Below are 17,491 nucleotides of genomic sequence, written 5' to 3'. Positions count from 1 at the left end.
ACCGGCGGCGGTTCGGACAACCGAAAGTGATGCGGGTGGACGCGAAAGACATGAGCACCGACCTCAAGTCGGTGCTCATCACCAAGGAAGAGATCGACGCCAAACTCGTCGAGCTGGCCGAGAGCATCGACACCCGGTACGCGGGCCAGGAACTGCTCCTCGTCGGTGTCCTCAAGGGCGCCGTCATGGTCATGGCGGACCTGGCACGCGCCCTGTCCACCCCGGTCACCATGGACTGGATGGCGGTGTCCTCGTACGGCGCGGGCACCCAGTCCTCCGGGGTGGTGCGCATCCTCAAGGACCTGGACACCGACATCAAGGGGCGGCACGTCCTCATCGTCGAGGACATCATCGACTCCGGGCTCACGCTGTCCTGGCTGCTCACCAACCTCGGCTCGCGGGAGCCCGCGTCGCTGCGGGTGTGCACGCTGCTGCGCAAGCCCGAGGCCGCCAAGGTGGCCATCGACGTCGAGTGGGTCGGCTTCGACATCCCCAGCGAGTTCGTCGTCGGCTACGGCCTCGACTACGCGGAGAAGTACCGCAACCTCCCCTTCGTCGGCACCCTCGCACCCGAGGTGTACGGCGGCTGAGCCGTTCCGGGAACCCCGGGCGGGCCTCCGCCGTTGGACCATGCGGAGGCGGGATCGCCAGCAGTCCCCTGCGGCTTCGGGTGACAATGCTGGGGTACCGTCCGAAGAACAGTATTTATCAAACTCACTATGGCAGGAGGGACGGGGCGGCACCGCTCCGTGTGGATGGACGTGAAGCGATACTTCCGTGGGCCCGTCATGTGGATCGTGCTGGCCGTCCTTGCCGTGGTCGTGTTGATGCAGGTCGTCGGTTCCTCCGGCGGCTACAAGACGGTGGACACCGGTCAGGTCGTACAGGCGATCGACAACAATCAGGTGCGCCAGGCCAAGCTCAGCACCGGTGACGAACAGACCATCAAGGTCGAGCTGAAGGACGGCCAGAAGGTCGAGGGCAGCACCAAGATCCAGGCGAGCTACATCGGCGACCAGGGCGTCAGCCTCGCCACCACCCTTCAGAACAAGTTCGAGGACAAGCAGATCCCCGACGGGTACACCGTCTCGCCCTCGAAGCAGAACCCGTTCGTCGGGATTCTCCTCTCCCTGATCCCCTTCATCCTGCTCGTGGTCGTCTTCTTCTTCCTGATGAACCAGATGCAGGGCGGCGGCTCCCGGGTGATGAACTTCGGGAAGTCCAAGGCGAAGCTGATCACCAAGGACACCCCCAAGACGACGTTCTCGGACGTCGCCGGGTCGGACGAGGCCGTCGAGGAGCTTCAGGAGATCAAGGAGTTCCTCCAGGAGCCCGCCAAGTTCCAGGCCGTCGGCGCCAAGATCCCCAAGGGCGTGCTGCTCTACGGCCCGCCGGGAACGGGCAAGACCCTCCTCGCGCGCGCCGTCGCGGGCGAGGCCGGCGTCCCGTTCTACTCGATCTCCGGCTCGGACTTCGTCGAGATGTTCGTCGGTGTCGGCGCCTCCCGTGTCCGCGACCTCTTCGAGCAGGCCAAGACGAACGCCCCGGCGATCGTCTTCGTCGACGAGATCGACGCCGTCGGACGGCACCGCGGCGCGGGCCTCGGCGGCGGCCACGACGAGCGCGAGCAGACGCTGAACCAGCTCCTGGTCGAGATGGACGGCTTCGACGTCAAGGGCGGTGTGATTCTCATCGCCGCCACCAACAGGCCCGACATCCTGGACCCGGCGCTGCTGCGCCCCGGCCGCTTCGACCGTCAGATCGCCGTGGACCGCCCGGACATGCAGGGCCGCCTCGAAATCCTGAAGGTGCACCAGAAGGGCAAGCCGGTCGCGCCCGACGTCGACCTGTCCGCCGTCGCCCGCCGCACCCCCGGCTTCACCGGCGCCGACCTGAGCAACGTGCTCAACGAGGCCGCCCTGCTGACCGCCCGCGGCAACCGCAAGCTGGTCGACAATCAGATGCTGGACGAGGCGATCGACCGCGTGGTCGCGGGGCCGCAGAAGCGGACCAGGATCATGTCGGACAAGGAGAAGAAGATCACCGCGTACCACGAGGGCGGACACGCCCTGGTCGCGGCGGCCTCACCGAACTCCGACCCGGTGCACAAGATCACCATCCTGTCCCGTGGCCGTGCGCTGGGCTACACCATGGTCCTGCCCGACGAGGACAAGTACTCCACCACGCGCAACGAGATGCTCGACCAGCTCGCCTACATGCTGGGCGGCAGAGCCGCGGAGGAGCTGGTCTTCCACGACCCGACGACCGGCGCGGCCAACGACATCGAGAAGGCCACGTCCACCGCCCGCGCCATGGTGACCCAGTACGGGATGACCGAGCGGCTCGGCGCGATCAAGTTCGGCGCGGACAACAGCGAGCCCTTCCTCGGACGTGAGATGGGTCACCAGCGCGACTACTCGGAAGAGGTCGCCGCGCTCGTCGACGAAGAGGTCAAGAAGCTCATCGAGAACGCGCACAACGAGGCGTGGGAGATCCTCGTCGAGAACCGCGACGTCCTCGACAACCTCGTCCTCGCGCTGCTGGAGCGGGAGACGCTGGGCAAGGAGGAGATCGCCGAGATCTTCGCACCCATCGTCAAGCGCCCCATGCGGTCGGCCTGGACGGGCTCCGCGCGGCGTACGCCCTCGACCCGCCCGCCGGTGCTCTCCCCCAAGGAGCTGTCGCTGACGAACGGGGCGAACGGCACGACTCCCGCCATCGCCACCGGCGCCCCCGCGGAGGCCACCCCGCCCCCGACCGAGCAGGCGCAGCCCCCCGAGGACCGACGTCCCGAGGGCTGACCCGCCCGCCGCCAGGGCTCTGGCCAGGAATGCAGCGCCGCGTCCCCAGGTTCTAGCCTGGGGACGCGGCGTTTCCCATGGCCGCCGAGGCGAGGCGTAAAGGAACGAGGAAGACATGACCGACCCCGTGACGCTGACGAGCGGTGGCACGACGATCCCCGAGTTCGACGAGAAGCGGGCCGCCGACGCCGTGCGGGAGCTGCTGATCGCGGTGGGCGAGGACCCGGACAGGGAGGGGCTGCTCGACACCCCGGCCCGGGTGGCGCGCGCCTACCGGGAGATCTTCTCCGGGATGCGGCAGTCCCCGGAGTCGGTGCTGACGACCACCTTCGACCTGGGCCACGACGAGATGGTGCTCGTCAAGGACATCGAGGTGATGAGCTGCTGTGAGCACCATCTGGTGCCGTTCGTCGGCGTCGCCCACGTCGGGTACATCCCGTCCGCGGACGGGAAGATCACCGGGCTGTCGAAGCTGGCCCGCCTCGTCGACGTCTACGCCCGCAGGCCGCAGGTGCAGGAGCGGCTCACCACACAGGTCGCCGACTCGCTGATGAAGATACTCGAACCCCGCGGCGTCATCGTCGTCGTCGAGTGCGAGCACATGTGCATGACGATGCGTGGGGTGCGCAAGCCGGGCGCGAAGACAATCACCTCTGCGGTCAGGGGCCAACTGCGCAACCCGGCCACGCGGAATGAGGCGATGAGCCTGATCATGGCCAAGTAGCGGGGCGCGGTCCGGCGGGGGACGGCCGGGGCGGTCGGCCTGCGGCGTGCGTGTTCGGCTCGTGGCCCGCGCGGAGCCGGTTGTCGTACAAGGTCGGCCGGGATCGGCCCGGATCGGTCGGGGCCGGTCGTCGTCCGGGCTACTTGTCGTCCTCGTCGTCGTCCGGCAGCTTGCAGACCCGTTCCAGGAACAGCGCCGCCGCTATCACGCCCAGCCCCGCCACCACCGAGAACCCGGCGTAGATCGCCTGGTCCCTGCGGGGCGGGATGTCGAGGGACTCCAGCAGGAAGACCCCCACGCCGCCGTACACGCCGGAGACCAGCGCCGCGACCAGCGCCCCCGCCTGCCCGAAGACCAGGGCGCGCGCCGCCATCAGCGGGTCGACGCCCTTCGCGCCCGGCCTGCGCTCGCGCTGTGCGCGCAGCCTGCCCCGTAGCGAGAACGCCGTGGCGAGCAGCAGCACGGCGATCACCGCGAGCACCACGGGCGCCGCCTCCGGCACCTGCGGCAGGCGGCCGAGCGAGTCCCAGAGCCTGGCGCCCGCCCAGGCCAGCACCCCCGCCACGACGAAGAGCCCGGCCAGCGTCCTGATGCGAAGCTGCTTCACGTCGTCCCTTCACCGCCGGTGTCCCACACCGGTCGTCCCTGCCGGTGTCCCGCACCGGTAGCCGCCACCGCCACCGGCACCGGCGGCGTCACCCGAGGCCGCCCGCCGTGTCCCGAGCGCGGGGCGGCGGGCGCCGTTCGTCTGACCTTAACGACTACTCGGGCAGCCGTAGTTCCAGATCGGCCCGGGGCGTGACGCCCGCGCGTGTCACCGCGTCGAGCAGCCCGTCCACCAGGCCACGGCCCGGAAGCTCGGCCCCGGGCTCCACGTCGAGCCAGGGCGCGAGCACGAAGGCGCGCTCGTGCGCCCGCGGGTGCGGCAGCGTCAGCGCCGGGTCGGCCGAGGTCACGTCGGCGTACGCGACGATGTCGACGTCGAGGGTGCGCGGTCCCCAGCGCTCGTCCCTGACCCGGTGGAACGCCTCCTCGACGGCCTGGGCGCGCTCCAGCAGCGAACCGGGCGGCAGTGTGGTCTTCACCACCACCACCGCGTTGAAGTACGAGGGCTGGCTCCCGGGGTCGACGCCCCACGGCTGGGTCTCGTACACCGGCGAGACCGCCTTGACCCGCAGCCCCGGGGTGTCCTCCAGCGCGTCGACGGCGCCCTGAAGGGTCTCCAGGCGGTTGCCGAGATTGCTGCCCAGCGAGATCACCGCGCGCTGGGGGTTGTGCAGGGTGGTGTCGGCGGCGTCCACTTTTTCCACCACGGAGGGGGGCACGGGCTGCACCGTCGGGTCGCCCTGGCCCTCGGGGAAGAATGCGGTCATGCTCGGCTCCGGGTGATCGTCACGGTCACGTCGTCGAACGGCACGGTGATCGGCGCATCCGGTTTGTGCACACGGACCTCGACCTCCTCCACCCGCTCGTGTTTCAGGCAGACCGCCGCGATGCGCTCCGCCAGCGTCTCGACGAGGTCGACGGGGTCGCCCTCGACGACCGCCACCACCTCCTCCGCGACGATGCCGTAGTGCACCGTCTTCGCCAGATCGTCGTCGGCGGCTGCTGGGGCGGTGTCGAGGCCCAGCACCACGTCGACCACGAAGGTCTGGCCGTCCTCGCGCTCCCGCGCGAAGACGCCGTGGTGGCCCAGGGCCCTCAGGCCGCGCAGCGCGACACGGTCCACGCGAATCCCTCCAGTCGTCGGTCGTTCCTCTCGGCTGCCTCGGCCGCGTCGCCCCTCCGCGGGTCCGACGGCCCTCGCGGGCGAATGTACCCGCGGGCACCGACAGCACCCGTCGACGGGGCCACCGGGACGTACGGGGCGTGGCCGCCGCGCCGCCCCCGCGGCCGTAACGGGGCACCTACCCACTCAGCCGGGAGTCTCGCCGTCTTCCCCCGCACCCTCTTCCTGAGGGGTGTCCGCCAGCACCGGGGACGCGTGGTGGGACCAGAGCTTCCAGCCTTCCGGGGTGCGCAGGAAGAGATTGGTGGCGATCACGAGCTGGCCGACCAGCGGCCCGGGTTCGTCGCCCCCCTCGGGCGCGGGGCCGCCGCTGAGGATGTTCTCGGTGCAGGTCACCAGCGCCGTCCCGGCGCTGACCTCCACCTCGACATCGGTCAGGAAGAACTGGATGTACTCGGTGTGCGCCATGATCAGCGCGTACGAGCGCAGCACCTCGCCGCGCCCGGTGAGCACCGGCCACCCGGGGTGCACACAGGTGATCCGCGGCTCGTCCCCGTCGTGCCATATCCGGGACAGCTCGTCGAAGTCGCCCCGCTCCACCGCCTCGTAGAAGGCGGTGTTGGCCCCCTCGACCTCCGCCACGACGGACCGCGCGGGCCCGCTCACCGCGCGCCCTCCACCGCGCGGGCGACCCGTACGGCGTCGGCGGTGGCCCGCACCTCGTGCACCCGCACCGCCCAGGCGCCGCCGTGGGCGGCGATCGCGGAGACGGCGGCGGTGGCCGCGTCGCGCTCGCGGGCCGGCGGCGGCGAGCCCCCGGACCCGGCCAGCACCCGGCCGAGGAACCGCTTGCGGGACGCGGCGACCAGCAGCGGGCGGCCGAGCCCCGCAAGCCGCTCCAGATGGGCAAGCAGCGTCAGATCGTGCTCGACGTCCTTGGAGAAGCCGAGGCCGGGGTCGAGGATCACCCGGTCCTCCGCGATCCCCCCCGCCACGACGGCCGCCACGCGCGCGTGCAGTTCCCGCGTCACCTCGTCGACCACGTCCCGGTACACGCCGCGCACGTTCGGACCCTGGAGGAAGCCGCGCCAGTGCATCACCACGAACGGCACGCCCGCGTCCGCCACCACCGGGATCATCCCGGGGTCGGCCAGGCCGCCGCTGACGTCGTTCACGAGCACGGCGCCCGCCTCCAGCGCCCGCTCCGCGACCTCCGCGCGCATCGTGTCCACCGACACCAGGACGCCCTCGGAGACCAGGCCGCGCACCACGGGCACCACGCGCCGCAACTCCTCGGCCGCGTCCACCCGGGCCGCGCCGGGCCGCGTCGACTCGCCGCCGACGTCGACCAGGTCAGCGCCCTCGTCGACCAGGCCGAGGCCGTGCTTGACAGCCGTGGTGGCGTCGAAGTAGCGCCCGCCGTCGGAGAACGAGTCGGGGGTCACGTTGACGACGCCCATCACCGCGCAGCGGTCCCACACGGGCAGCCCCGCGACTCGTCCACGACCCGGCAAGGTAGTCATGTGGCCCAGCGTAGGTCGTGCGCGGAGGGCGGGCTTCCCGGCGGTCGCGGGCCGGCCCCCGGCGGCCGCGCCGCCGACCGAGCCGGACGGGCCATTCCCACGCGCCCCGCAACGCGCCCCCGCGCCGCCCCCTCATACGGCCAAAGCCTCTGGTACGGAAGGGCGTTGGGGGCCCGGGAGGGCCTGGGCGCCGGTCGTCGGGGCGCCGCGGCGCGGGGGAGCGGCGTCCGTTCGGATGCGTTTCGCGGCGATACGGGGCATTGGTCCCGGGCCCGGTATGGGAGCCCAGGGTGGCCGGAAACGGCCGTTGCGTAACGGGACGGCCGTGATTTTGCCGGGGTGTGCTCCACGAGACACTTGCGCAGGGTAAGTTTCTGGCCATGCCACGTGGACGCCACCGCCATTCTCCGCCGCTGCACAGGCTGTTGCCCTCCTCGGTGATCGGGAGTATCGCGGTCGCCTGCGCCGCGGGGGCGTGGTTCGCCCCGGAGCCCGTGGTGATGCGCTCGCTGGCCGCGGGTGCCGCCGTCGCCGCCCTCGCGGGCGCGGCGGTGATGCGCAGTTGGGACCGGCTCGCGGGGCGTCAGGTGGCGGATCTGAACCGTGGCAGGGCCAGTGACGAGTGGCGCTACGAGGAGCGGGTCGCCGAGCTTGAGGGCGACTTGGAGGAGTCGCGCGAGCTGCGCCACAAGATGGAGCTGAAGCTGCGCGGCAAGCGGGCCGAGCTGGCCAGGCTGCGGGGCGAGCACGCGGCGCTGCTGCGCAGGTACGCCACCGCGGAGACGGAGCGCGCGAGCGCACTCGAAGGCCGCAGACTGCTGGAGATCGAGGCCGCGGTGCCCGCGAAGGCCCTCGCGGCAGCGCCCCGGCGCAACGCGCTCGCCGGCCCCCGCCGCGACGACGTACCGCACGCCCCCGCCGGCATCTCGGGCGTGCTGACCCCCTCGCTCTACCTCCTGGCCAACGCGGCGCTGAAGAACCTCGCCGCCTCCTCGCCCGCTCCCCGCCCGGCGCCCGAGCAGGAGCCGCGGGGGCGGGAGCAGGAGCGGGAACAGCGGTCCGCGCAGGGCCACTTCACCGTTCCGACGGCGGCGGCCGTGGTGCCGCCCGCCGCGGTGCGCAGGCCCACGCTCGAAGGCGGCTTCGACTTCTTCGGCACCAAGAACGAGGCCCCGGGCGAACTCGACTCCGTACGCAACGGGGATCTGGCCGACGTCGTCGGCGACGAGGCGCTGGCCGTCCACAAGGCAGCGGCGGAGGCCGAGTTCCGGCCCGCGGGCGAGGGCGAGCGCGGCATAGGACAGGTCATCGACCTCACCGCGCACGACGAGACGGAACAGCTCGACATGTCGGAACTGCGCGGCGCGGTCTCCTAGCGGTCGTTCAGCGGTCGTTCAGCGCTCGTTTCGGCCGTGCGGTAGCCGTTCGGTGACCGTCCGGTGGTCATTCGGCGGCTCACGGCCACGCCCCGCCGCTCAGGGCAGGAGCCTGCCCAGCAGGCCGCCGAGCAGCCCGCCGCCGCCCGAGCCACCCCCGGAGCCGGGCTCCGACGGGGACTGCGAGGGCGTGGTGTCCCCGGACGACGGCGGCGGCTTCGAACCCGGAGTGTGCGACGGCGGCTCGGCGGACTTCCCCGCGCCGCGTGCCGCGGTGGTCTCGCCCGACATGCCCCCGCCGTCGCCCGGCGTGCCGCGGCCGGGCTCGTCGTCGGTCGGCTTGACGGCGCGCGGTGGCGGCGGCTTGCGAGCGAGCCCGGGGGCCGCGGGGTGCCGGTGCGGGCGCGGGGTGGCCCTGCCGGGCGGCTCCGCGTGCGTACGGCGGGCGCCGTGGCCCTTCCCGGGGGACTCGGGGGACTCCGGCGCCTCCTTCGTCCCGGCGCCGCCGTGCGCGGCCGAGGGGGGTTGCGCGGCCCCGCCCGCGAGGGTGGCGGCCAGCGCCGCCGCACAGGCCGCACCGGCCGCGGCGACGGCCCATCCGGGCCGCCCACGGCGCCGCCCGCGGGTGTCCGCAGCGGGGTGGGGGGTGTCCGTGGCGGGGGACTCGGCGGGGCTGGGGGATTCGGCCGCGCCGCCGGTCGGCTCAGCCTCTCCGGTCGGCCCGGTCGGCCCGGTCGGCCCGGTACCGCTCCGGGGCGCTTCCGCCGCCGTCCCGTCCGCTTCCGGCCGCTCGTCGTCCGGTGTCGGCCAGGCGGGCGGGCGTACGGCGTCGAAGGCACGCAGCGCGGAGTAGGCGTCGGGGACCACGGGGTCGGGGGCGGAAGGGGCGTCCGCGGGAGCCGCGGTGGCCTCGGTGCCTGCGGGAGCCGCAGCTTCGGCCCCGGTCTCGGCCACGGTCTCGTTCCCGGCGTCGGCTTCGGCCCCGGCGCTCGCGCGCTCCCCGTCCGTGCCGCCGGTGGCGCCGGAGCTGTCGGAGTCGTGGGTGCCGTTCGTGCTGCTCATGCCCTCGGCCTCCGTATCCCCGTCCCCCGCACGGGTCGCGCCGCCGCGGCGCGCGGGTGCGGCGACAGGGCCGGCGGGCGTGGGGCGGTGGGGAGTGCGGTGCGTCGGGCTGCCACGAGGGTGCGTCCTTTGCGGGGCGGACGCGCGGAGGCGGCCCGCACGGGGGTGGGCTTCACAGGGAGTATTCGACACGAACGCGTGTCCGCGCGGCCACCCCCTGGGGAAAACCCGCACACCCCCCGCCCGGGGTTCACGCGCCCTCCGCGCCCTCCCCGCTCATCCACCGGTCGGGCCGCGCCTCGCGCCGCCCGGTGCGCGAACGTTCCGCCTGCGCGGACAGCAGCGCCGCCGCCTCGTCCGCGTCCCTGGCACGCGCGCGTACGGTGCTGTTCGCCCCGGTGTCGAGCAGCAGGTCGGCCACCCCGTGCAGGCGCTGCCAGGGGCCCTGCGTCAGCCGTACGCTCTGCACCTTCGCGTGCGGCACCAGTGCCACCGTCCTGCGGATGAGGCCGCGCCTCGACGCCACCACGGCGTCCGTGACCGCGAAGCCGTAGCCGCGCCACCACAGCGGCACGCACCAGCGCGCGCGTGCGGGCGCGGGCGTGAAGACGCGCGGCACCGTGAGCCCGGGCGCCACGCGCGCGACGACGTCCTCGGCGAGCGCGCGCGGCGCCACCGGCACCAGCACGGTGTTGGACGAGCCCGCCACCCGCAGCTCCACGCGGACCCAGCCGCGCCGCCGCCACAGCAGCGGCTCCACGAACCGCAGCGTCTGCACCCTGCCGGGCGGCACCGTCTCGTGCGCCCTGTCGAGCAGCCCGTGGTCGATCCTGAGGCCGTCGGGGGACTCGCCCACCGTCCAGTCGTACTCGCCGAGGAAGCGCCCCACGCTGCGGGTGCCCATGGCGCCGATGACCGGGATCGCGGTGCCGAGCAGCGCCACCACGCTGTGCGTCAGCAGCCACATCGCTGTGGGCACCGCCACCGCCGCGAGCGGCAGCGCCCAGAACGTGCCGGTGAGGGCGAGCGCGGCCGCCAGGGTGCGCGGCGGCACCCGCAGGATCTGCCGTACGGGCGCCTCGCCGACCTCGCGCGCCGTGCCGGGCGCGAAGCCCGCGGCGCGGGCGAGCAGTTCGGCACGCAGGGCGCGCGCGTCCCGCTCGCCGAGGTACGCCAGTTCGTCCTTTTTCTCGGTGCCTATGACGTCCAGTTTGAGCTTGACGACGCCGATGAACCTGGCGAGCAGCGGCTGGGTGACGTCCACCGCCTGGAGCCGGTCGAGCCGGATGTGCGCGCTGCGCCTGAAGAAGAGCCCGGTCCTGATCCGCAGCTCCGTCCCGGTCACGGCGAAGTGGGTGAACCACCAGCTCAGGAAGCCGTAGAGGGCGGCGGCCGGAATCAGCACGGCGAGGCCGAGCAGCAGCATGGTGCCGGTGAGCTGGGTGAGCCTGCGGTGGGCCTCGTCGGGGTCGTGGACGGCCCAGCCGATGATGATCGCGATCGGCGCCCACGCGCGCCGCAGCGGGGTGACGGGGTGCAGCCGCCGCTCGACGACCTCCACCGCCTCCCGCGCGTCCTCGTCGGCCTCCCGCGCGCCCTCGTCGGCCTCCCGCTCGACGACCTCCACCGCCTCCCGCGCGTCCTCGTCGGCCTCCCGCGCGCCCTCGTCGGCCTCCCGCGCGTGCGGCCCTCCGGCCGCCTCCCGCGGGTCCCCCGTGGCGCTCCCACCGGCGGTGGCGCGGTCCGCCGTGTCCTCGCTCACAGCCCCGCCGATCGTGCCTCGCCCAGCTCGGTCAGCCGGTCACGCAGCCGCTCGGCCTCGGCGGGCAGCAGCCCGGGGATGCGCGCGTCGGTGGCCGCGGCGGCGGTGTGCAGTTGCAGCCCCGCCAGGCCGAAGTGGCGCTCGACGGGGCCCGAGGTGACCTCCACCAGTTGCATGCGCCCGTACGGCACGACGGTCTCCTCGCGCCACAGCACCCCGCGGCTGAGCAGCAGGTCGTCGACGCGCTCCGCGTACCGCCAGGAGCGCCAGTTGCGCCCCAGGAGCACCCAGCCCCACAGCAGCGCCACACAGGGCACCAGGGCGAAGGCCGCCCACACCACCCCGGCGAGGATGCCGGGCAGCACGCCCGCGAGCACGGCCAGCGGGACGAGCCACGCGGCCAGCAGCAGCCGCCGCATGCGCAGGACCGCGCGGGGCAGCGCGAGCCACACCAGGTCGTCCGGCGGCGCCCCGGCCGCTTCCCCCGTTCCCGCGCTCGTCTCCATGCCGCAAGCGTACGTAGGAGGTGCGACACCGCGCGGCGGCGTAGGCCAGACTGTGGGCATGACAGGCGGTACGGAGACCACGGTCGGCATCGGCGGCGCCGCGGAGAGCACCGACATGGTGCTGAACATCGGGCCGCAGCACCCGTCGACCCACGGGGTGCTGCGGCTGCGCCTCGTCCTCGACGGCGAGCGGATCGAGCGGGCCGAGCCGGTGATCGGCTACATGCACCGCGGCGCGGAGAAGCTGTTCGAGGCGCGCGACTACCGGCAGATCGTGATGCTGGCGAACCGGCACGACTGGCTGTCCGCGTTCTCCAACGAGCTGGGCGTGGTCATGGCCGTGGAGCGGATGCTCGGCATGGAGGTCCCCGAGCGCGCCGTGTGGACCCGCACCCTTCTCGCCGAGCTGAACAGGGTGCTCAACCACCTGATGTTCCTCGGCTCCTACCCCCTCGAACTGGGCGGCATCACCCCGGTCTTCCACGCGTTCCGCGAGCGCGAGGAGGTCCAGCGGGTGATGGAGGAGGTGTCGGGCGGCCGGATGCACTACATGTTCAACCGGGTGGGCGGCCTCAAGGAGGACCTGCCCGCGGGCTGGACCGCACGCGCGCGTGAAGCGGTCGCCTCGGTGCGCTCGCGCATGCACGTGTACGACGACCTGGTGCTCGGCAACGAGATCTTCCGCGGCAGGACCCGGGGCGTGGGCGTGCTGGACGCGGCCGACGTGCACGCCTTCGGGGTCTCGGGGCCCATCGCGCGCGCCTCAGGCGTCGACTTCGACCTGCGCCGCGACGAGCCGTACCTCGGCTACGGGGAGCTGGCGGACACCCTGCGGGTGGTCACACGCGCGGAGGGCGACTGCCTCGCCAGGTTCGAGTGCCTGCTCGACCAGACCCACAACGCGCTCGACCTCGCCGACGCCTGCCTGGCCCGCCTCGCGGACCTGCCGCCCGGGCCGGTGAACCAGCGGCTGCCGAAGGTGCTGAAGGCGCCGGAGGGCCACACGTACGCGTGGACCGAGAACCCCCTCGGGCTGAACGGGTACTACCTGGTGTCCAAGGGCGAGAAGACGCCGTACCGGCTGAAGCTGCGGTCCGCCTCCTTCAACAACATCCAGGCGCTCACCCGGCTGCTCCCCGGCACCCTGGTCGCGGACATGGTGGCGATCCTGGGGTCGCTGTTCTTCGTGGTCGGGGACATCGACAAGTAGTCGACACGTAGTCGACGAGCGGGGCCACGCAGGGCCTGGCGCCGGGTGGCGCAGGCAGCGCTAGACGGCACCGGGCGGTGCGGCGTCCTCGCGGGGCGGCTCGTGCGGTGCGACGTCCTCCAGTGCGAGCCCCCTGGGCTGCCAGAGCCAGCCGAAGTCCCCGAGGCCGCCGCGCGCGGTCAGCTCCGCGGCCTCTCCCGCCGCCGCCAGCGCCCGTACGTAGCCCGTGGGGTCGGTGGCGGCGAGGGAGAGCGGCGGGCGGTCTCCGAGGACCCCCAGGGCCCGCAGCGCGTCGCGCTGGGTCGTGAGGCGGGCGCCGGGGCCCGCGCAGGCGTCGAGCGCGACGTGCGCGGTGATGTCGTGGCGGCCGTCGGGCACCGGGGCGGTGCCGCGCCCCTCGCGGTATCCGGTGAGCGTGCCGTACGGGGGCCGGGACGCGCGCGTGTGCGCGTAGTCGGCGGCCACCGCGAGGCCGCGGTCGAGCGTGCCGGCCGCGGCGGCCCACGCCTCGTCCCTGGGACGGCCGACCTCGGCCCGCAGCCCCGGTTCCGGCGGCAGCGGCCACCAGCGGTCGAGCCAGTCCGCGTCGGGGCCCGCCACCGGCTCCCCGAACGCTTCGGCGCCGTCCTCGGCGACCAGCACGCGGCGCGGCACCCCGGCCGCGTCCACCTCCACGACGTCGAGGGGCACGTTGTCCAGCCACTCGTTGGCGAACAGCAGCCCGGTGACACCGCGCGGCGCTCCTTCGGTCCACCGCACGCGCGGGTCGGCGTCCGGCGGCCGCGCGGCGCGCTCGACCGCGTACCCGCGCGCGCGTGCCCTCACCTCGGGCGGCAGCGCGTCGAGTACCCCGGCGACCAGTTCGCCGTGGCCCGCGCCCATGTCGACGAAGGCGAGCCGCGCGGGACCGCCGAGCGCCGCGTCGACCCGGCACAGCAGCCGCGCCACCGCCCCCGCGAAGAGCGGGGATGCGTGCACGGAGGTACGGAAGTGGCGCCCGGGCCCCTCGGCGCCCCGGTAGAAGCCGCCGGGCCCGTACAGCGCCCGCTCGCCCGCCTCCCGCCACCCGCCCCGCGGCACGCCGCCCGCACGCGCCTCACCCTCCGTGTCCCACATCACGTCCAAAGGCTAGGCCCTGTCCTGCCGGTCTTCGCGGGGCCGCGACGCCCGGCACCGCACCCCGCCGCGTTGTCGGAGTCGTCCACGTACGCCCAGTACGAGGACGATCCTCCGCCTTGCGATGCACGGCACCGAACGCCGCGACCTGATCCACGAAGACCGACAGGACAGGACCTCGCGCATGAACAACCTTGGCCTCCACCTTGTGGAGTAGGCGCAGCGGTTGCGGATCGGCCCTCCGGTTGACTTCCCGACGCCGCCCGCGTACCTACGCTGGGTTACGTGCAGCGCGTGTACGACTTCCTCCGCAGACACCCGACGTGGGTCGACAGCTTCTGGGCCGTCTTCCTCCTCGGGGTGGCCTGCGTGAGCCTGGTCGCCGTGTTCGACCCGCTGCGGCCCGACCCGCCGCTGGCGACCTGGCCGCTCGCGGTGCTGCTCTGCGCCACGGTGGCGCTGCGCCGCCGTATGCCCGAGCGGGTGCTGCTCGTGGCGGTGGGGGCCGGCTGCCTCCAGCTCGCGCTCGACGTGCCCCAGATGCCCGCCGACTTCGCCCTGCTCGTGATGATCTACACCAACGCCGCGGACGGCGCCCGCTGGGCGTCCAGGCTGGGACTGATCGGAGGTCTGTGCGCGGCGCCGCTGTCCCAGCTCCGCTGGCCCGACTACAACACCACCGCCTCCGAGCGCGCGCTCTCGACGATGTTCCTCATGGTGCCGTTCGCGCTCGCCTGGGTGCTCGGCGACTCCGTGCGCACCCGGCGCGCGTACCTGGCCCAGCTTGAGGAGCGCGCCGCCCGCCTCGAACGGGAGCGCGAGGCGCAGGCCAAGGTGGCCGTCGCGGCGGAGCGCGCCAGGATCGCCCGTGAGCTGCACGACGTGGTGGCGCACAACGTGTCCGTGATGGTGGTGCAGGCCGACGGCGGCGCCTATGTCATGGAGGCGGCGCCCGACCAGGCACGCAAGGCCCTGGAGACCATCTCGGCCACCGGCCGCCAGGCGCTCGCCGAGATGCGGCGGCTGCTCGGCGTGCTGCGCACGGGCGAGCAGCAGGAGAGCGGCGAGTACGTGCCCCAGCCCGACGTGGACCAGTTGGACGAGCTGATCGAGCAGGTACGGGTGTCGGGGCTGCCGGTCGACTTCAAGGTCGAGGGCACCCCGCGCCCGCTGCCAAGCGGCGTCGAGCTGACCGCCTACCGCATCGTGCAGGAGGCGCTGACCAACACCCGCAAGCACGGCGGCCCCGACGCCGGTGCCAGCGTGCGCCTCGTCTACTTCGACGACGGGCTCGGCCTGCTCGTGGAGGACGACGGCAAGGGCGCCGCGCACGAGACGTACGAGGACGGCGGCGCGGACGGGCAGGGCCACGGCCTCATCGGGATGCGCGAGCGCGTCGGCATGGTAGGCGGCACCCTCGACGCAGGCCCGCGCCCCGGCGGCGGCTTCCGCATCAGCGCCCTGCTGCCGCTGAAGGCCGCGCCATGACGGGCCGCCCCCGCCCGCTGACGCCCCGCGGCCCCCTCCGTACCCTTGTCCCATGCCGGAACCGGGAGCGCCCGTGACCCCACAGAGCCCGATCAGGGTGATGCTCGTCGACGACCAGGCGCTGCTGCGCGCCGGGTTCCGGATGGTGCTGGCGGCCCAGCCCGACATGGAGGTCGTCGCGGAGGCGGGCGACGGCGTCGAGGCGCTTGCCGAGCTGCGCGCCACCCGCGTCGACGTCGTCCTCATGGACGTCCGCATGCCGCACCTCGACGGCGTCGAGACCACCCGCCGCATCCGCGCCGCCGAGGACCCGCCGAAGGTGCTCATCCTCACCACCTTCGACCTGGACGAGTACGCCTTCTCGGGGCTGAAGGCGGGCGCCTCCGGCTTCATGCTGAAGGACGTGCCGCCCGGCGACCTGCTCGACGCCATCCGGGCCGTGCACAGCGGGGACGCGGTCGTCGCCCCCTCCACGACCAGGCGGCTGCTCGACCGGTTCGCGCCGATGCTGCCCGACACCCGCGAGCAGCCCCGGTACAAGGAGCTGTCCCGGCTGACGGAGCGCGAGCGCGAGGTGATGGTCCTCGTCGCGCAGGGCCTGTCCAACGGGGAGATCGCGGCCCGCCTGGTGCTCTCCGAGGCCACCGTGAAGACCCACGTGGGCCGCATTCTCACCAAGCTCGAACTGCGCGACCGCGTCCAGGTCGTGGTCCTCGCCTACGAGTCGGGCCTGGTACGCGCGGGCGGCGGCAGCGGCTGACCGCAGCGTCCCGCGGCCGCCTCCGACGGCCGCTTCCCGCGGCTGCTCCCGGCGGCCGCGGTGGCGCGCGGGCGCACGCGCCCCCCCGCGAGCCTCCGCACGCACGCGCGTGCCTCCAGTCACGCCCCACGCGCGCGTGGACTCAGCGCGGCAGGCGGGCCGCGAAGTCCGCCGCCGCGGCCCGTACGTCGTCCTTGGTCCAGGACAGGCCCGCCGCGTCGACGGCCACCTCGGTGTACGCCAGGCCCGGCACCTCGCGCGCGATCCAGTTCCAGAAGAGCCCCGTCCCGGTCTCCTCGGCCTGCGCGAGCGACGCCTCCACCAGCACCTCCGCCTCGTACGGCAGCCAGAGGTGGAACTCCTGGGTGTGCGGCACCTCGGGCACCGTCCGCACCCACGGCAGGCCCGCCCCGGCGAAGCCCTCCCGCAGCCCCTCGGCGACCACGCGCGCCTGCGCCACGTACGACGGCAGCCGCGGCAGCTCACGCTCAAGGCCCGCGAGCGCGGCGAGCGCGGTCGGGAACTGCTGGAAGACCGTGCCCCCGTAGCGGCGCCGCCAGACCCTCGCCTCCTCGGCCAGGGACGCGGGGCCCGCGAGCGCGGCGCCCGCGATGCCGCCGAGGCCCTTGTAGAACGACACGTAGACGCTGTCGGCGAGCCCCGCGATCTCGTCGAGCGGGCGGCCGAGGCGGACCGTGGACTCCCACAGCCTGGCGCCGTCGAAGTGGACCACCGCGTCCCGCTCCCTCGCCGCGGCCACCACCTCGGTCAGCTCGTCCCACTCCGGCAGCACGAAGCCCGCCTCGCGCAGCGGCAGTTCGAGCATCAGCGTCCCGAAGGGCTCGGCGAAGCCGCGCACCTCGTCGGCCGTGGGCAGCCGGGGCGCGGCCGTCGGGAACACCGTGCGCAGCCCGGAGAGCACCGAGAGGGCGCCCTCCTCGTGCTGCTCGGGGTGGGAGAGCGGATGCAGCGCCACCGTCCGGTCGCCGGTGCGGCCCGCCCAGCAGCGCAGCGCGACCTGCTGCGCCATGACGCCGGTGGGGAAGAAGACGGCGGCCTCCTTGCCGAGCAGCCCCGCCACGCGCTCCTCCAGCGCGCCCACGACGCCGTCGCCGTACACGTCGATGCGCTCGTCGAGGTCGTAGACGCCCTTGGCGTCCTCGACGAGGGCGGCAAGCCGCTCGCCGACGGTGTGGACCGCGGGGCCGCGCCGCAGGGTCCGCTCGGCGCCGCGCATCGCCGCGCGCCGCCGCGCCCGCAGCCGTGCCGCGGGGTCCTCGTTGTCCGTTCCGGTGCTCTCAGTCATGCCCAGATCATCACCTGGCGGACGGAAAAGTCGTACGGAATTACCGTGCCTGTGGACAACGCGCGCCGCCGTCGCCCGCCGTCGCGCACCCTGTGGGACGAGTGGGAGGTACGGCGACGGAGCGCGTT

At 73.7% G+C, this 17,491-nt stretch carries 17 protein-coding genes; 7 read left to right on the top strand and 10 right to left on the bottom strand.

Features of this window, described 5'->3' with window-relative positions; translation table 11 throughout:
• Positions 1-50: 50 nt before the first annotated feature.
• The 3 genes from hpt to folE all read left to right on the top strand — a co-directional run bounded on the left by hpt (position 51) and on the right by folE (position 3,525).
• On the top strand, positions 51-590 hold the full coding sequence (hpt, locus tag ACIBIW_RS35495; RefSeq protein WP_399342459.1) for a hypoxanthine phosphoribosyltransferase: 540 nt from the start codon (positions 51-53) through the stop codon (positions 588-590).
• 165 nt (positions 591-755) lie between these two features.
• A complete protein-coding gene (gene ftsH, locus ACIBIW_RS35490; RefSeq protein WP_399342515.1) occupies positions 756-2,801 on the top strand; it encodes an ATP-dependent zinc metalloprotease FtsH in 2,046 nt (681 codons plus the stop codon).
• A 115-nt stretch (positions 2,802-2,916) separates the two neighbouring features.
• A complete protein-coding gene (folE, locus tag ACIBIW_RS35485; RefSeq protein ID WP_399342458.1) occupies positions 2,917-3,525 on the top strand; it encodes a GTP cyclohydrolase I FolE in 609 nt (202 codons plus the stop codon).
• Between the two features lie 139 nt (positions 3,526-3,664).
• On the opposite strand, the gene ACIBIW_RS35480 is transcribed toward folE, so the two are convergent.
• The 5 genes from ACIBIW_RS35480 to folP form a co-directional block, all read right to left on the bottom strand.
• Positions 3,665-4,132, bottom strand: coding sequence for a DUF3180 domain-containing protein (locus ACIBIW_RS35480; RefSeq protein ID WP_399342456.1), 468 nt, complete (start codon positions 4,130-4,132; stop codon positions 3,665-3,667).
• Positions 4,133-4,286: 154 nt separating this feature from the next.
• Positions 4,287-4,898 (bottom strand): 2-amino-4-hydroxy-6-hydroxymethyldihydropteridine diphosphokinase, encoded by a 612-nt coding sequence (folK, locus tag ACIBIW_RS35475; RefSeq protein WP_399342454.1) that lies wholly within the window; start codon positions 4,896-4,898, stop codon positions 4,287-4,289.
• Positions 4,895-5,254 carry a dihydroneopterin aldolase gene (gene folB, locus ACIBIW_RS35470; protein ID WP_399342452.1) on the bottom strand — a complete coding sequence of 120 codons (360 nt, stop codon included), beginning with the start codon at positions 5,252-5,254 and terminating at the stop codon, positions 4,895-4,897. The genes folK and folB overlap by 4 nt, the downstream gene beginning before the upstream one ends.
• A gap of 186 nt (positions 5,255-5,440) precedes the next feature.
• Entirely contained in the window at positions 5,441-5,920 is a 480-nt protein-coding gene (locus ACIBIW_RS35465; protein ID WP_399342450.1) for a nuclear transport factor 2 family protein, read from the bottom strand.
• Positions 5,917-6,777, bottom strand: a complete 861-nt coding sequence (gene folP / locus ACIBIW_RS35460) for a dihydropteroate synthase (RefSeq protein WP_399342448.1) — start codon at positions 6,775-6,777, stop codon at positions 5,917-5,919. The genes ACIBIW_RS35465 and folP overlap by 4 nt, the downstream gene beginning before the upstream one ends.
• A gap of 380 nt (positions 6,778-7,157) precedes the next feature.
• Between folP and ACIBIW_RS35455 the strand changes: the two genes are divergently transcribed.
• On the top strand, positions 7,158-8,153 hold the full coding sequence (locus tag ACIBIW_RS35455) for a hypothetical protein (protein ID WP_399342446.1): 996 nt from the start codon (positions 7,158-7,160) through the stop codon (positions 8,151-8,153).
• Between the two features lie 99 nt (positions 8,154-8,252).
• On the opposite strand, the gene ACIBIW_RS35450 is transcribed toward ACIBIW_RS35455, so the two are convergent.
• From ACIBIW_RS35450 to ACIBIW_RS35440, 3 genes are all read right to left on the bottom strand, one after another.
• Positions 8,253-9,215, bottom strand: a complete 963-nt coding sequence (locus ACIBIW_RS35450) for a hypothetical protein (protein WP_399342444.1) — start codon at positions 9,213-9,215, stop codon at positions 8,253-8,255.
• Between the two features lie 250 nt (positions 9,216-9,465).
• Positions 9,466-10,776 (bottom strand): PH domain-containing protein, encoded by a 1,311-nt coding sequence (locus tag ACIBIW_RS35445; protein WP_399342514.1) that lies wholly within the window; start codon positions 10,774-10,776, stop codon positions 9,466-9,468.
• Positions 10,777-10,973: 197 nt separating this feature from the next.
• Positions 10,974-11,483 (bottom strand): PH domain-containing protein, encoded by a 510-nt coding sequence (locus ACIBIW_RS35440; RefSeq protein WP_399342443.1) that lies wholly within the window; start codon positions 11,481-11,483, stop codon positions 10,974-10,976.
• Between the two features lie 58 nt (positions 11,484-11,541).
• Here ACIBIW_RS35440 and ACIBIW_RS35435 point away from each other — a divergent pair, with 58 nt between their 5' ends.
• Complete coding sequence (locus ACIBIW_RS35435) at positions 11,542-12,693, top strand: NADH-quinone oxidoreductase subunit D (RefSeq protein WP_399342440.1); 1,152 nt, start codon at positions 11,542-11,544, stop codon at positions 12,691-12,693.
• A gap of 60 nt (positions 12,694-12,753) precedes the next feature.
• On the opposite strand, the gene ACIBIW_RS35430 is transcribed toward ACIBIW_RS35435, so the two are convergent.
• The gene (locus ACIBIW_RS35430) at positions 12,754-13,809 is read right to left on the bottom strand and encodes an SAM-dependent methyltransferase (RefSeq protein ID WP_399342512.1); all 1,056 of its coding nucleotides are present in this window, start codon (positions 13,807-13,809) and stop codon (positions 12,754-12,756) included.
• Between the two features lie 285 nt (positions 13,810-14,094).
• On the opposite strand from ACIBIW_RS35430, the gene ACIBIW_RS35425 reads away from it, so the two are divergent.
• Both ACIBIW_RS35425 and ACIBIW_RS35420 read left to right on the top strand, forming a co-directional pair.
• Positions 14,095-15,297 carry a sensor histidine kinase gene (locus tag ACIBIW_RS35425; RefSeq protein WP_399342439.1) on the top strand — a complete coding sequence of 401 codons (1,203 nt, stop codon included), beginning with the start codon at positions 14,095-14,097 and terminating at the stop codon, positions 15,295-15,297.
• Between the two features lie 52 nt (positions 15,298-15,349).
• The gene (locus tag ACIBIW_RS35420; RefSeq protein ID WP_399342438.1) at positions 15,350-16,057 is read left to right on the top strand and encodes a response regulator; all 708 of its coding nucleotides are present in this window, start codon (positions 15,350-15,352) and stop codon (positions 16,055-16,057) included.
• A gap of 142 nt (positions 16,058-16,199) precedes the next feature.
• Here the strand turns inward: ACIBIW_RS35420 and ACIBIW_RS35415 are convergent, their stop codons facing one another.
• A complete protein-coding gene (locus ACIBIW_RS35415) occupies positions 16,200-17,363 on the bottom strand; it encodes a threonine aldolase family protein (RefSeq protein WP_399342436.1) in 1,164 nt (387 codons plus the stop codon).
• Positions 17,364-17,491: the final 128 nt, after the last annotated feature.

It is taken from the genome of Streptomyces sp. NPDC050560, from assembly GCF_044457285.1.
In the GTDB taxonomy this organism is placed as follows: domain Bacteria; phylum Actinomycetota; class Actinomycetes; order Streptomycetales; family Streptomycetaceae; genus Streptomyces.
The sequence above is the reverse complement of the archived record's forward strand: the minus strand, read 5'-3'. Positions and strand labels throughout refer to the sequence as shown.